11 protein-coding genes are annotated in these 12,268 nt (G+C 65.2%); 7 read left to right on the top strand and 4 right to left on the bottom strand.

Annotated features, from left to right (window positions below):
- The first annotated feature begins 14 nt into the window (after nt 1-14).
- Nucleotides 15-1,259 (top strand): class I SAM-dependent methyltransferase, encoded by a 1,245-nt coding sequence (locus HGB41_RS19760; protein ID WP_371868558.1) that lies wholly within the window; start codon nt 15-17, stop codon nt 1,257-1,259.
- 165 nt (nt 1,260-1,424) lie between these two features.
- Here the strand turns inward: HGB41_RS19760 and msrA are convergent, their stop codons facing one another.
- Nucleotides 1,425-1,964: a peptide-methionine (S)-S-oxide reductase MsrA gene (gene msrA, locus HGB41_RS19755; RefSeq protein WP_171087647.1), complete on the bottom strand. Its 540-nt coding sequence runs from the start codon at nt 1,962-1,964 to the stop codon at nt 1,425-1,427.
- Between the two features lie 131 nt (nt 1,965-2,095).
- On the opposite strand from msrA, the gene HGB41_RS19750 reads away from it, so the two are divergent.
- The 5 genes from HGB41_RS19750 (at nt 2,096) to HGB41_RS19730 (ending at nt 8,234) form a co-directional block, all read left to right on the top strand.
- The gene (locus HGB41_RS19750) at nt 2,096-2,599 is read left to right on the top strand and encodes a flavin reductase family protein (RefSeq protein WP_171087645.1); all 504 of its coding nucleotides are present in this window, start codon (nt 2,096-2,098) and stop codon (nt 2,597-2,599) included.
- Nucleotides 2,600-2,717: 118 nt separating this feature from the next.
- A complete protein-coding gene (locus HGB41_RS19745) occupies nt 2,718-3,554 on the top strand; it encodes an SDR family NAD(P)-dependent oxidoreductase (RefSeq protein WP_171087643.1) in 837 nt (278 codons plus the stop codon).
- A gap of 41 nt (nt 3,555-3,595) precedes the next feature.
- Nucleotides 3,596-4,546 (top strand): AraC family transcriptional regulator, encoded by a 951-nt coding sequence (locus HGB41_RS19740; RefSeq protein WP_171087641.1) that lies wholly within the window; start codon nt 3,596-3,598, stop codon nt 4,544-4,546.
- A 216-nt stretch (nt 4,547-4,762) separates the two neighbouring features.
- Complete coding sequence (locus HGB41_RS19735) at nt 4,763-5,956, top strand: acyl-CoA dehydrogenase (protein WP_171087639.1); 1,194 nt, start codon at nt 4,763-4,765, stop codon at nt 5,954-5,956.
- 178 nt (nt 5,957-6,134) lie between these two features.
- A complete protein-coding gene (locus tag HGB41_RS19730; protein WP_229423124.1) occupies nt 6,135-8,234 on the top strand; it encodes a putative bifunctional diguanylate cyclase/phosphodiesterase in 2,100 nt (699 codons plus the stop codon).
- Here the strand turns inward: HGB41_RS19730 and HGB41_RS19725 are convergent.
- Nucleotides 8,231-9,136: a cupin-like domain-containing protein gene (locus tag HGB41_RS19725; RefSeq protein ID WP_171087637.1), complete on the bottom strand. Its 906-nt coding sequence runs from the start codon at nt 9,134-9,136 to the stop codon at nt 8,231-8,233. The two genes, HGB41_RS19730 and HGB41_RS19725, sit on opposite strands and share 4 nt — an antisense overlap.
- Before the next feature lie 95 nt (nt 9,137-9,231).
- On the opposite strand from HGB41_RS19725, the gene HGB41_RS19720 reads away from it, so the two are divergent.
- Nucleotides 9,232-9,966, top strand: a complete 735-nt coding sequence (locus tag HGB41_RS19720) for a class I SAM-dependent methyltransferase (RefSeq protein WP_171087635.1) — start codon at nt 9,232-9,234, stop codon at nt 9,964-9,966.
- Here the strand turns inward: HGB41_RS19720 and HGB41_RS19715 are convergent.
- Both HGB41_RS19715 and HGB41_RS19710 read right to left on the bottom strand, forming a co-directional pair.
- On the bottom strand, nt 9,963-10,646 hold the full coding sequence (locus HGB41_RS19715) for an OmpW/AlkL family protein (protein ID WP_171087634.1): 684 nt from the start codon (nt 10,644-10,646) through the stop codon (nt 9,963-9,965). The two genes, HGB41_RS19720 and HGB41_RS19715, sit on opposite strands and share 4 nt — an antisense overlap.
- A 69-nt stretch (nt 10,647-10,715) precedes the next feature.
- A complete protein-coding gene (locus HGB41_RS19710; protein ID WP_171087632.1) occupies nt 10,716-12,083 on the bottom strand; it encodes an SGNH/GDSL hydrolase family protein in 1,368 nt (455 codons plus the stop codon).
- Nucleotides 12,084-12,268 lie beyond the last annotated feature (185 nt).

The following is a 12,268-nucleotide window of genomic DNA, read 5'->3' as shown; positions in this document are numbered from 1 at the left end:
GCCGGAGGTGGATCGTGTTCGAACAGATGATGTTGTCGGCCTGGAGTTCAGGCCTGCGTAACAAGCTGTCCCTGCCCTTGCGGGTAGAGCTGTGGGATGGCCGGCAGCTCGAATTTTCCTCCGAGCTGCCGGGCGGTGCCGCTCCGGGCGTCGCTACGCCGCGCGTGACCATCCGCGTGCCCGACCGCTCCGCCCTGCGCTACCTGCGCTCGCCCTCGCTCTACAGCCTGGGACGGGCCTATGTCGAAGGCGCCATCGACATCAAGGGACGCGCCGCCGACATCATCAGCGTCGGCAACACCCTGGCTGCCAACCTGGCCGGATCAAGCAACCGCTTCGCCGATGCCCTGCGCCTGGGCTTCCCCCGTGCCCCGCACACGCGCGAAAAAGACGCCGAAGCGATCCGCTACCACTACGACGTCTCCAACGATTTCTACAGCGCCTGGCTCGATCCCGGCATGGTCTATTCCTGCGCCTATTTCGAAAACGGCATGGAGGACCTGGCCACGGCCCAGCAAAAAAAGATCGACCACATCCTGCGCAAGATCGACGTGCGGCCCGGCCAGACCTTGCTCGACATCGGCTGCGGCTGGGGCGCACTGGTGCTGCGCGCGGCGCAGCAGTTCGGGGCACGCTGCGTCGGCGTCACGCTCTCGGAAAACCAGGCGGCGCTGGCACGCGAACGGATCGCGCGCGCCGGGCTGCAGGATCAGGTCGAGATCCGGCTGCAGGACTACCGCGACGTGAAAGGGCAGTTCGACCGTATCACCAGCGTCGGCATGTTCGAGCACGTGGGCGTGCAGCACCTGAAGGCGTATTTTTTACAAGTGGACAAATTACTGGCGCCAGGGGGCGTCGTGATGAACCACGGGATCACCACCACCAATGCGGACAACAGCGCAACGCCGTATGGCGGTGGCGATTTCATCGACGAATACGTCTTCCCCGACGGCGAACTGGCCCACCTCGCCACGGTGGTGCAGGCGATGCAGGAAGGCGGCCTGGAAGTGCGCGACGTGGAAAATTTGCGGCGCCATTACGCGAAAACCTGCGCACTCTGGACCGACAATTTCGAGAACAATGCCGAGCATATCCGGACGCTGACCGACGAGAAGCGCTTCCGCATCTGGCATCTGTACCTGGCCGGCTGCGCGTATGCGTTCGCGCATGACAGGATCAGTTTGTACCAGATCGTGTGCGGCAAGGCGGGTGGGGATGCGGAGGCGATACCGTGGTCACGCAATTACATGTACCCCTGACAACTGCACCCTGGCGGTTGAATACCACGATCATCGTAGGGTGGGCAGATTCTGCCCACGCGGTGATAGTTATCGGGTGCTGAGCTGCAAACGATGATCTCGCCGATTCACCGCGTGGGCAGGAAACCTGCCCACGCTATGGTATCAGGCCAGGCAACGTTCGCCCTACTTGAGCCGCTCCGTAAACGTCTTCCGGAATTTCGCCACCTTCGGCGCCACCACGAACGCGCAGTACCCCTGCAACGGGTGCTGCGCGAAATAGTTCTGGTGATAGTCCTCGGCCTTGTACCAGGTCTCCTGCGGCAACAACTGGGTGACGATCGGCGCGTCCCACACCGAGGCCATCTCGGCCATCACCTTGCGCGCGGTCGCTTCCTGCTCGGGCGAGGTGGTAAAGATCACCGAACGGTATTGCGGCCCGACGTCGTTGCCCTGGCGGTCCTGGGTGGTCGGGTCGTGGATGGTGAAGAACACCTCCAGGATGTCGCGGTAGGAAATCACGCCGGGGTCGAACTCCACCCGCACCACTTCGGCGTGGCCGGTGGTGGCCGCGCACACCTGCTCGTAGCTCGGGTTCACCACGTGCCCGCCCATATAGCCCGATTCGACCCGGGTCACGCCGCGCGCTTCCAGGTAGACCGCCTCCAGGCACCAGAAGCACCCGCCGCCCAGGATGGCCACTTCGGTTGCTGTTTGCTCGCTCATCACACACCTTGGTTTGTCAGTTTTGATAGCTCATAATGTAACGCAAACCCGCTCCCTCTGCAGTGCAGCAGGGATACGGAACCGGCCCGGGGCCCGACAGTGGCATAATGGCGCCATCCTTCAAGGTTCCAATGAATACACGTGCCCCCCACGCCGCGTCGCGCGGTTTCGATTCGGCGCATTTCCGCCATGCGCTGTCGCAATTCGCCACCGGTGTCACCGTCATCACCACGCGCCTTGCCGACGGCAGTTTCCGCGGCCTGACCGCCAGTTCCTTCAACTCGGTCTCGCTCGAGCCTCCGCTCGTGCTGTGGAGCCTCGGCGCCGGCGCCAACAGCCTGCCTATCTTCAGCGGCAACTCGCATTACGTCATCAACATCCTCGCCGCCGGGCAAGAAGAGCTGGCCATGCGCTTCTCGCGCCGCACCGACAACCCATTCGAGGGCGTGGATTACGAGCTCTCGCGCACTGGCCAGCCGATCCTGAAGGGCGTCTCGGCCTGGTTCGAATGCCATAACCGCAGCCGCTACCCCGAAGGCGACCACGTCATCTTCGTCGGCGAGGTCGAGCAATGCGCCGTGCACCCGCAGGCCGCGCTGCTGTTCCATGGCGGCCGCTTCGGCAAGACCGGCTGAGCACACCTGCAGGAATACGCCAGCTCCCTGGAGTTTCAGGCAAGTCCGCGGGCGGCACACGTCCTACCATTCTCTCCACCTTAACGCCACTCACGTGGCATCACCTGGAGAGAACATCATGCGTAAAGTCTGGTTCATTACGGGCGCGGGCCGCGGCATCGGCGCCGAGATCGCCCACGCTGCCCTTGCCGCCGGCGATCATGTCGTTGCGGCAGGCCGCAACCTGGCGCAGCTGCGGGATACCTTCGGCGGGATCAATCCCGGCCAGGTCGCACTGGTCGAACTCGACGTCGCCAACGAGGCGCATGCGCCACAGGCCGTGCAGGCGGCGGTCGCGCGCTTCGGACGCATCGACGTGCTGGTCAACAATGCGGCCTACGGCCTGCTGGGCAATTTCGAGGAAGTGTCGACCACCGAGATCGAGCGCCAGTTCGGCGTCAACGTGTATGGCGTCATGCATGTGCTGCGGGCCGTGCTGCCGGTGATGCGCAGCCAGCGCTCCGGCCATGTCATCAATATCAGTTCGATCGCCGGCGTCACCGGCTTCGACGGCGCCTCGGTCTACTGCGCCACCAAGTACGCGATCGAAGGCCTGTCCGCCTCGCTGGCACTGGAAGTCGCCAAGTTCGACATCAGGGTCACGGTGGTCGAGCCGGGCTTTTTCCGTACCGAATTCCTCGACCAGAGCTCGGTGCGCTATGGCCAGAAAGTGATCGACGATTACGCGTCCCATGGCTCGGTGGAAGCGGCCTATGGCGCCTACAAGGGCAAGCAACCCGGTGACCCGGCCAAGTTGGCTGCCGCGGTGGTGCGCCTGGCCGGCATGGCCGAACCGCCGCGCCAATTCCTGGCAGGCAGCGACGCACTGGCGATGGCGACGGGCGCGATCGATGCCAGGCGCGCCGAGCTGACTGCCTTGTCCGCGCTGTCGCGCTCGACCGACCACGCGGCCTGAATCATGGACAAGGCAATGATGTATCCTGTTCCGATACCATCATGAACACCCTTGTCCCGCCCCTTGTTATCCCGGGCGCGCCAGGCAACCCGCTGGCGCGCCTGGCCACGCTGCTCGCCGCCAACGCGCCGTACGACGGCTCATTCGAGACCTGCATTCCCGGTGTGCACGCCATCCGCACCTCGACTGCCAGCACCGAACTGGTCCATGGCCTGCACCGGCCTGCGCTGTGCATCGTCGCGCAGGGCGCAAAGACCGTCATGCTCGGCGGCGAGTCCTACGACTACGACCCTTCCCGCATGATGATCTTCTCGCTCGACCTGCCGATTGCTGCGATGATCAGGCAAGCCAGCGTGGCCGCACCCTACCTCTCGTTCCGGCTCGACTTCGACCAGGAGCGGCTTGCCGAGCTGATCCTGAAAGCATGGCCGCAAGGCGTGCCGCCCGTACGCGAAGGGCGGGCCGTATACGTGGCCCAGGCGGGCGAAGCGATCGTCGACGCCGCGGCGCGCCTGCTGGCGCTGGCATCGACGCCGGACGACGCCCCGCTGCTGGCGCCGCTGGCCACCGAGGAAATCATGCTGCGGCTGCTGCGCGGCCCCTTCGGCGCCCGGCTGGCCCAGCTTGGCCGGATCGAAACGCGCCGTATCGGCAAGGTAGTGGCCTGGCTCCGCGCCAACTTCGACCAGCCGATCCGCATCGACGACATGGCCGGGCTCGCCCACATGAGCCCGTCCTCGCTGCACGGGCAATTCAAGTCGCTGACCTCGATGAGCCCATTGCAATTCCAGAAAACCCTGCGCCTGCAGGAAGCGCGGCGCTTGATGCTCTCCACCGGCATGGATGCGAACCTGGCCGGCCAGCGGGTCGGCTATGTCAGCGCCTCGCAGTTCAGCCGCGAATACGCCCGCCATTTCGGCAACACGCCGACGCGGGACATGTCGCGCCTGCGCAATGCCGGCCTCGCCCAGGCGGTGTCGTTCAGCCAGTAGCCGGTTCCGTGCCGGGCGCCGCTGTCGACGGGCTGCGCGCCCCGGGCTACGCGCCCCGGGCTACGCGCCCCGGCCAAAAATGAAAATCATTGTCGCCATTTCAAAAGATGCGGCGCCGCCTCCTTCCCTATAATGGCCAGACTGTGCGCAGCCCGTGGCCATGCCCGTGCGCCTTACGTTCAAGATACAAGAACTTACCGAGACAGGATGATCCCCATGAACCGTTCCGATTCGCCCCGCAAAGCCGCCTTCCACTGGGATGACCCGCTGCTGCTGAACAGCCAGCTGACCGATGAGGAACGCATGGTGCGCGACGCTGCCGCCGCCTACTGCCAGGACAAGCTGAAGCCGCGCATCCTCGAGGCCTTCCGCCATGAGCGCATGGATAACTCGATCTTCCGCGAAATGGGCGAGCTCGGCCTGCTCGGCCCGACCATTCCTGAAGAGTACGGCGGCCCGGGCATGAACTATGTTGCCTACGGCCTGATCGCGCGCGAAGTCGAACGCGTCGACTCCGGCTACCGCTCGATGATGAGCGTGCAGTCCTCGCTGGTGATGGTGCCGATCTTCGAGTTCGGCAACGAAGCCACCAAACAGAAATACCTGCCGAAACTGGCCACCGGCGAATGGATCGGCTGCTTCGGTCTGACCGAGCCGAACCACGGCTCCGACCCGGGCTCGATGGTCACCCGCGCCCGTAAAGTGGACGGCGGCTACAGCCTTACTGGCTCCAAGATGTGGATCACCAATTCGCCGGTTGCCGACGTGTTCGTGGTCTGGGCCAAGGACGACGAAGGCGCGATCCGGGGCTTCGTGCTGGACAAGAGCATGCAGGGCCTGTCGGCCCCTGCCATCCACGGCAAGTTCGGCCTGCGCGCCTCGATCACCGGCGAAATCGTCATGGACAACGTGTTCTGCCCGGAAGAGAACGCCTTCCCGGACGTGCGCGGCCTGAAAGGTCCGTTCACCTGCCTGAACTCGGCACGCTACGGCATCGCCTGGGGCGCGCTGGGTGCGGCCGAAGACTGCTGGCACACCGCGCGCCAGTACGTGCTCGACCGTCACCAGTTCGGCAAGCCGCTCGCCGCCAACCAGCTGGTGCAGAAGAAACTGGCCGACATGCAGACCGAGATTACCCTGGGCCTGCAGGGCTGCCTGCGCCTGGGCCGCATGAAGGACGAAGGCACCGCCGCCGTCGAGATCACCTCGATCATGAAGCGCAATTCCTGCGGCAAGTCGCTCGACATCGCCCGCGTCGCCCGTGACATGCTTGGCGGCAACGGCATCTCGGACGAGTTCGGCATCGTGCGCCACATGGTCAACCTCGAAGTGGTCAACACCTACGAAGGCACCCACGACATCCACGCGCTGATCCTCGGCCGTGCCCAGACCGGCATCGCCGCGTTCTGATTCTCCTCCTCGCCGCCAGCAAGTGCTGGCGGCCTTGCCACATCCGGTGATTCTGGCTTCATTACAACAAGTAATTTACGGATTTCAAGCGAGTGCTGTCAATACTGCTCTCATTTGCGGTACGATACTTACCAGCCACACATAACTAGACGTTTCAACGACCACTTCGCGAGGCCCGATGAGCGCGCTCGATGGACCGCATTCGCAAGCCATGGAAAACGCGCCTGCGCTTTCCCTTGAGCTGCTGCTCCGCAACCTGCCAGGTGCGGCCTATCGTTGCCTGAACGACTGCGATTGGACGATGGAGTTCGTCAGCGATGGGATCGAGCGCCTCACCGGCTACCCTGCCGCCGCCTTCATGGCCCGCCCCGGGCTTTCCTACGCTAACATCATCGTCCCCGAAGACCGCCATGGGGTGGAACGCGGCATCGCTGCGGCCATACAGGATGGCGGCGAATTCCAGCTGACCTACCGCATCCGCTGCGCGAATGGCGACCTGAAATGGGTGTGTGAACAGGGTTCGGCCGTGCCGCACGGGGTCAGCCACGTACTCGAGGGCCTGCTGTTCGACTTCACCCGGGTGCGCAATGCCGACATGCTGGTGCGCGAACAGGCATCCTACCTGCAGCGCGCCCGCGACGCCATTGTGGCAATGGACATGAATTCGCGCATCTCCTACTGGAATAGCGGCGCCGAGCGGCTGTATGGGTGGAGTGCCACTGAGGCGCGCGGCAAGAAATTCAGCGAGCTTCTGTGCGAGAACCTTCCGGCCTACCACGCCGCCTACGAGACCACGCTCGCCACCGGCGAATGGTCGGGCGAACTCTCCCACATGCGGCGCGACGGCGCATGCATCGAGACCGACACGCGCTGGACCCTGCTCGGCGCCGACGCGACCTTGGGCGCCCAGCAGAAGATCCTGGTGATCAGCACCGATATCAGCGAACGCAAGCACAATGAAGCGAAGATCTACCGCCTCGCCTTCTTCGACGCCCTGACCGACCTGCCGAACCGCGCCAGCCTGCTCGACCACCTGCGCCGCGCCCTGCTGGGCAGCGCGCGCACGCGCAAGTGCGGCGCCCTGATGTTCTGCGACCTCGACAAGTTCAAATACCTCAACGACTCGCAGGGCCACGCGGCCGGCGACATGCTGCTGCAGGCGGTGGCGCGCCGCCTCGAGCACTGCGTGCGCGAAGCCGACATGGTGGCGCGCCTGGGCGGCGACGAGTTCGTGATCCTGATCCAGCCGGTCGAAGACACGCGCGAAGGCGCGGCGGCGCAGGCCGAGACGGTGGCCGCCAAGGTGGTGGCCGCGATGGCCGCGCCCTTCCAGCTGGCCGAGATGATGTATTCGGTGTCGGTGAGCGTGGGCGTGGCGACCATGTGCGGCACCGTGGACACGGTCGAATCGACGCTGCGCCAGGCCGACGCCGCGATGTACCAGGCCAAGGCCTGCGGACGCAACACCTACCGCTTCCACGACCCTGCGATCCAGGCCGCATGGTCGGCGCGGGCCGAGCTCGAAAACGGCATGCGGCGCGCACTGCGCGACAGCGAATTCGTGCTGCACTACCAGCCGCAGCTCGACCGCAGCAGCCGCGTGATCGGCGCCGAGGCGCTGCTGCGCTGGCGCCTGCCGGACGGCCGCCTGCTGTACCCGGCGGAGTTCATCCACGCCGCCGAGGAAAGCGGGATGATCATCGAGATCGGGCGCTGGGTGCTGCGCACCGCCTGCACCGAGCTGGCGCGCTGGCAGCGCTTCCCGGACACCGCCGGGCTGACCTTGTCGGTGAATGTCAGCGCCGGCCAGTTCACCGAGCCGGATTTCGTGCCGATGCTGGCGGAGATCTTCGAGCAGACCGGCGTGCAGCCGTCCAGTCTCAAGCTCGAGCTGACCGAAAGCCTGGTGGTCAGCGACTTCACCCAGACCGCGCTCACGATGGGCATGCTCAAGCAGCGCGGCATCAGCTTCTCGCTCGACGATTTCGGCACCGGCTATTCGTCGCTGGCCTACCTGCGCAAGCTGCCGCTCGACCAGCTCAAGATCGACCAGTCCTTCATGCGCGACGTCCTCACCGACCAGAACGACGCCTCGATCGTACGCTCGATCATCGCGCTCGGCGACAGCCTCGGATTACAGGTCATTGCCGAAGGCGTGGAGACACCGGGCCAGCGCCAGTTCCTGTCGGATGCCGGCTGCTTCATGTACCAGGGCTTCCTGTACCAGCACGCGATCAGCGCCGAGCATTTCACGGCGTACGCGCGCAACGTGCATTAAGCCTGCTGCGAGCAGTCGCCCCCCAGCGCCAGCGGCACGCCACGCGCCCAGCGATTCGACGACAGCGAAAAGCTGAGGGCCCGCACCTGGTGGTACCACCCGGCCGGCACATACAGCATCTCACCCGGACTGACGATGCATTCGACCAGCGCGGCCTGGCGCGCCAAGGGAAAGCGTTCGTAATCCGGCGCCTCCGGATCCACCGGGGAGCCGAACAGGATGGCATTGGCTTCGCTCGGATACAGGAATTCGTCGTGGTGGGGCGGCGCCAGGAAGATGCGCTTGGTTCCCCAGACCTGCGCGAAGATGTTGTCGTCGTAGTCGCAGTGCAGCGGCGTCATGGTGCGCTCCGGACCGATCCAGAAGCGCGGCGGCCCCATCTTGTCGAAACAGGCGGGCCAGTGGCACATGCGGTTCAGCTCGCGCAGCTCGAGGTTGCCGACATATGGCGGGAGTTCGCCGGGGGCAGCGCTCAGGTCCAGGTACTCGCCCAGCGACATGTCCTGCATCGCCCGGTCGGGATGGAAGGCGGTGTTGATGTAGTCGCCCACCCTGGCGCGCACCCGCAAGTCGCCGTAGCGCTCGCGCAGCTCGTCCAGGGTCAGGGCGAGCAAGGGCCAGCGGTTGACCACCCCGGTCATGATGAAGGGCAGGCCCCCCATGGCGCGCGCCCGGAAGGCCGCGGCGTCCAGGCGCTTCACGCGCGGCACCTCGGCCAGCACGGGCAGGCTGCGCGCCGCCCGTTTGATCGCCTCGCGCATCCCGGCGATCGATGCGACGCCGCGGACCTCGGCATCCTTCTGCTCGCGCGCAGCCTTCTTGGCGGCGGCTTCTTCCGGCGTGGCGGGCGCTGCTGCCGGCAGCGGCGGCAGGCGCGGCGCGGGACGTTTTTCTCTTACCATTGGTGCTGTGCTTTCTGCGATCCTGTTCCCCAGGCGAGAGTATAGTCGCGATGGCAGCCGGATCGCCCCCTACAACCATTGAGGCCAGAACTTCCATGTCCACCCACACCGACGCCAGCATCATCGACTCCTGGTCGCGCAATACCGATCCCTGGGTCGCCGCCATACGCAACGGCGACATCGAAACCCGGGTGCTGGTCACCAATGCGGCGATCGTCGACACGGTGCGCGCCTATGCGCCGCAGTCCGCCGTGGATCTCGGCTGCGGCGAGGGCTGGCTGGTACGCGCCCTGCCCGAGGTGCGCATGGTCGGCGTCGACGCGATCGGCGGCCTGGTCGACGCGGCCCGCGGCACGATTGCGGACGGCGACTTCCGCTGCCTGTCGTACGAAGACATCGCCGGGGGCAAGCTCGCGCTGGCGGCCGACCTCGCCGTCTGCAATTTCTCGCTGATCGGGAACGAGGCGGTCGACGGCCTGTTCGGGGCAGCCCCCTCCTACCTGCGCCCGGGCGGCATCATGGTCGTGCAGACCGTGCATCCGCTCATGGCCTGCGGCGACGCCCCTTATGTCGATGGCTGGCGCACGGGCAGCTGGGCCGGCTTCAGCAGCGACTTCCAGGATGCCCCGCCCTGGTATTTCCGCACGCTGTCGAGCTGGATCGCGCTGTTCGAACGCCACGGCCTGCAGGTGCGCGAGATGCGCGAGCCGGTGCATCCGCAGACGGGCAAGCCGGTGTCGCTGATCCTGGTCGGCCAGTTGCCCGAAAGCCGAAGACATGAAAAAGGCCCGCACGCGGCGGGCCTTCGAGTGAAGCGAAACGCTCCTTAGAACTTGTAACCCACCGCCAGCATCACCGCCACCGGATCGAGCTCCATGTGCTGCTTCTGGCCGGTCGAGAAGTTCACGTCCGTGCGCAGGCGGCCCTTGTTGACGTTGATGTCCGCGAACCACTTCTCGCTAATATTCATCGACACGCCGGCCTGCAAGGTGTAGGTCAACTTGTTGTCGATGCTGAAGGTGGTCGGCACGCCGCTGCCCGGGTTGGTGGTCGCGGTCATCCTGGCCGAGCCACGCTCTTTCATGAAGTAGGCGTAGGTGGCGCCGATGCCCACGAAGGGACGGAAGGTCGCGGTCGGTGCGAAGAAGTGGTACTGCGCGAACAGGGTCGGCGGCAGCACTTCGACCGAACCCAGCTGGCCGGTGCCGGCAATCGCACCGGCTCCGTAGATCTTGTGCTTGTACGGCGTGCCCAGGCAGGTTTCGAGCGAGATGTTGTCGGTGAGGCCATAGGCGAAGCTCAGCACCGGCTGGATGTCGCTGCCGACGTCGGCCTTGGTGCCCGGCAGGGCCGGGGCGCTGATGTCGCCGCTCTTGACCTTCGGGGTGATCTGGTTAAAGCCGAACTTGGCGGTGAACTGGCCGGCCGACTGGGCCGATGCCGTCGAGGCGCAGGCCAGCGCGGCAGCCACACCCAGCACCTTGACGAGGCTATTGAAACGCATTTTCATTTTTTCTCCGATGTTTTTTTAGGAGCCCGCCCTCCCCGGGCGGGCCCACCGATCTGTAGCGCCAGCCGCTTACAGCCAGCCCTTGACGGCCATTTCCTTGAGGACGTAGCGCGCGATCAGGTTGTTCTCGAACGGGGTCGGGTGGATGTCGTCGGCGAACATGTAGCGGCTGACATCGCCCGCCACGGTGTTGGCATTGGTGCAGACCAGCGAGGTGGTGCCCAGTGCGTTGCGGCCGCAAGCCGGGGCGGTCGTATTGGTCAGGCCGTAAGGCGCCGGGTTCTTCACCTGGTCGTTGCTGATGGCGTAGAGGTCGACGTAGAGGATGCGGTCGTCGCTGCCCAGGCCGTTCTTCAGCTGGGTGTTGAAGGCATTGACCATGGCGGCAGTCAGCGCCTGGATGTCGGCCGATTGCGACTTCGAGGCCGGGGTGCTGGCGACGTCCGGCAGGTTGGCCACCACGACGTACTTCGCGCCCTTGGCAACGATCTCGTTCTTTACCAGTGCAGCCATCTGCGCGCCGGCGGTGCCCAGTTCGGCAACCAGCTTCGGACCGTTGGCGGCAGCGTAGTCGTTGCCTGCCTTGGTGCCGGCAGCGGTCGCGTCAGCCTGCGCCTTGGCGACCATCGGGCCGTACACGGTGACCTGGCCGACCGCGGCATTGCCCGGCTGGGTTGCGGCGGCCATCACGGCAGCGGCAACAACGGTCTGGTCGGTCTTGCCCGGACGGGCGTTCTCGGTGGCGATGGCGGTGCCGATTGCCTGTGCAGCGGCCTGCGGATTGGTCGCGCCGGCTGCCAGTTGCATGGTCAGCGAGGTGGCGAAGGCCTGCGCGCCGGCGGCATTGCCGGCGGCGGTGGCGCTGGCCGACAGGCCGCCCAGTTGCATCAGCACGTCGTTACCGCCGGACAGCAGGGTGACCAGCTCGGTGCCACTGAATTTGTTGCCGTTACGGGACAGGTGGTTGGCGACCTGGGTGACGAGCGGCACGGTGGTCTCGCCGATCGGCGAACCGGTACCAGGATGGCCAGGACCGACCGGGTTGGTCACGCGCGAGCCGCCCTGGGCGTAGTTGAAGCAGGTCAGGTTCTGGACCACAGGGACCGAGAAGCCTTGTGCGGCGTTGCCGATCAGGCCGGTCTGGGCCGCGCAAGGCGCAGGCAATTTGAGTTCCGCTGCCAGGTAGTCGACCCAGATCTTGCCGGTCAGTTCAGGATTCTTTGCCGTGCCGTCACCGTTGATGGTGAACTTGCCGCCGCCGGCGGTCTTGACCGCGCCCACGGCATAGGTGCCCACGTCCGACAGGCTGTCGCCGAACGACACCTGCTGGGTGAACGTGAGTTTCTGGGTCTGGTCGCCGCCGCTTGGACTGGTTCCGCCGCAAGCAGCCAGTACGGCCGCCGTCAACAGTGCGAGCGCGAGTTTGGTTTGACGCATTGTGTCTCCTGATAGGGAAGTTTTTTTTTGAAACGAACGGCCGTACTATTCGTATCATCAATAATATGCCAGCGATCAACTTGCTTGTATATAAATTGTTGCCTATTCGTCAGTTCCTAACGACAAATGGCGAGCGCATCGGGGAGGCGATTATAGCCCCGAAAAGTTGCTGGGAAGAAGTTGTT

The organism is Telluria aromaticivorans (assembly GCF_013003915.1).
Classification (GTDB): Bacteria; Pseudomonadota; Gammaproteobacteria; order Burkholderiales; family Burkholderiaceae_D; genus Telluria; species Telluria aromaticivorans.
The sequence above is the reverse complement of the archived record's forward strand: the minus strand, read 5'-3'. Positions and strand labels throughout refer to the sequence as shown.

Bases quoted from the DNA above. Each gene is read 5' to 3' on its own strand.
- msrA (WP_171087647.1), bottom strand. From the start codon at position 1,964: ATGAGCGAGCAAACAGCAACCGAAGTGGCCATCCTGGGCGGCGGGTGC.
- HGB41_RS19750 (WP_171087645.1), top strand. From the start codon at position 2,096: ATGAATACACGTGCCCCCCACGCCGCGTCGCGCGGTTTCGATTCGGCG.
- HGB41_RS19745 (WP_171087643.1), top strand. From the start codon at position 2,718: ATGCGTAAAGTCTGGTTCATTACGGGCGCGGGCCGCGGCATCGGCGCC.
- HGB41_RS19740 (WP_171087641.1), top strand. From the start codon at position 3,596: ATGAACACCCTTGTCCCGCCCCTTGTTATCCCGGGCGCGCCAGGCAAC.
- HGB41_RS19735 (WP_171087639.1), top strand. From the start codon at position 4,763: ATGAACCGTTCCGATTCGCCCCGCAAAGCCGCCTTCCACTGGGATGAC.
- HGB41_RS19730 (WP_229423124.1), top strand. From the start codon at position 6,135: ATGAGCGCGCTCGATGGACCGCATTCGCAAGCCATGGAAAACGCGCCT.
- HGB41_RS19725 (WP_171087637.1), bottom strand. From the start codon at position 9,136: ATGGTAAGAGAAAAACGTCCCGCGCCGCGCCTGCCGCCGCTGCCGGCA.
- HGB41_RS19720 (WP_171087635.1), top strand. From the start codon at position 9,232: ATGTCCACCCACACCGACGCCAGCATCATCGACTCCTGGTCGCGCAAT.
- HGB41_RS19715 (WP_171087634.1), bottom strand. From the start codon at position 10,646: ATGAAAATGCGTTTCAATAGCCTCGTCAAGGTGCTGGGTGTGGCTGCC.
- HGB41_RS19710 (WP_171087632.1), bottom strand. From the start codon at position 12,083: ATGCGTCAAACCAAACTCGCGCTCGCACTGTTGACGGCGGCCGTACTG.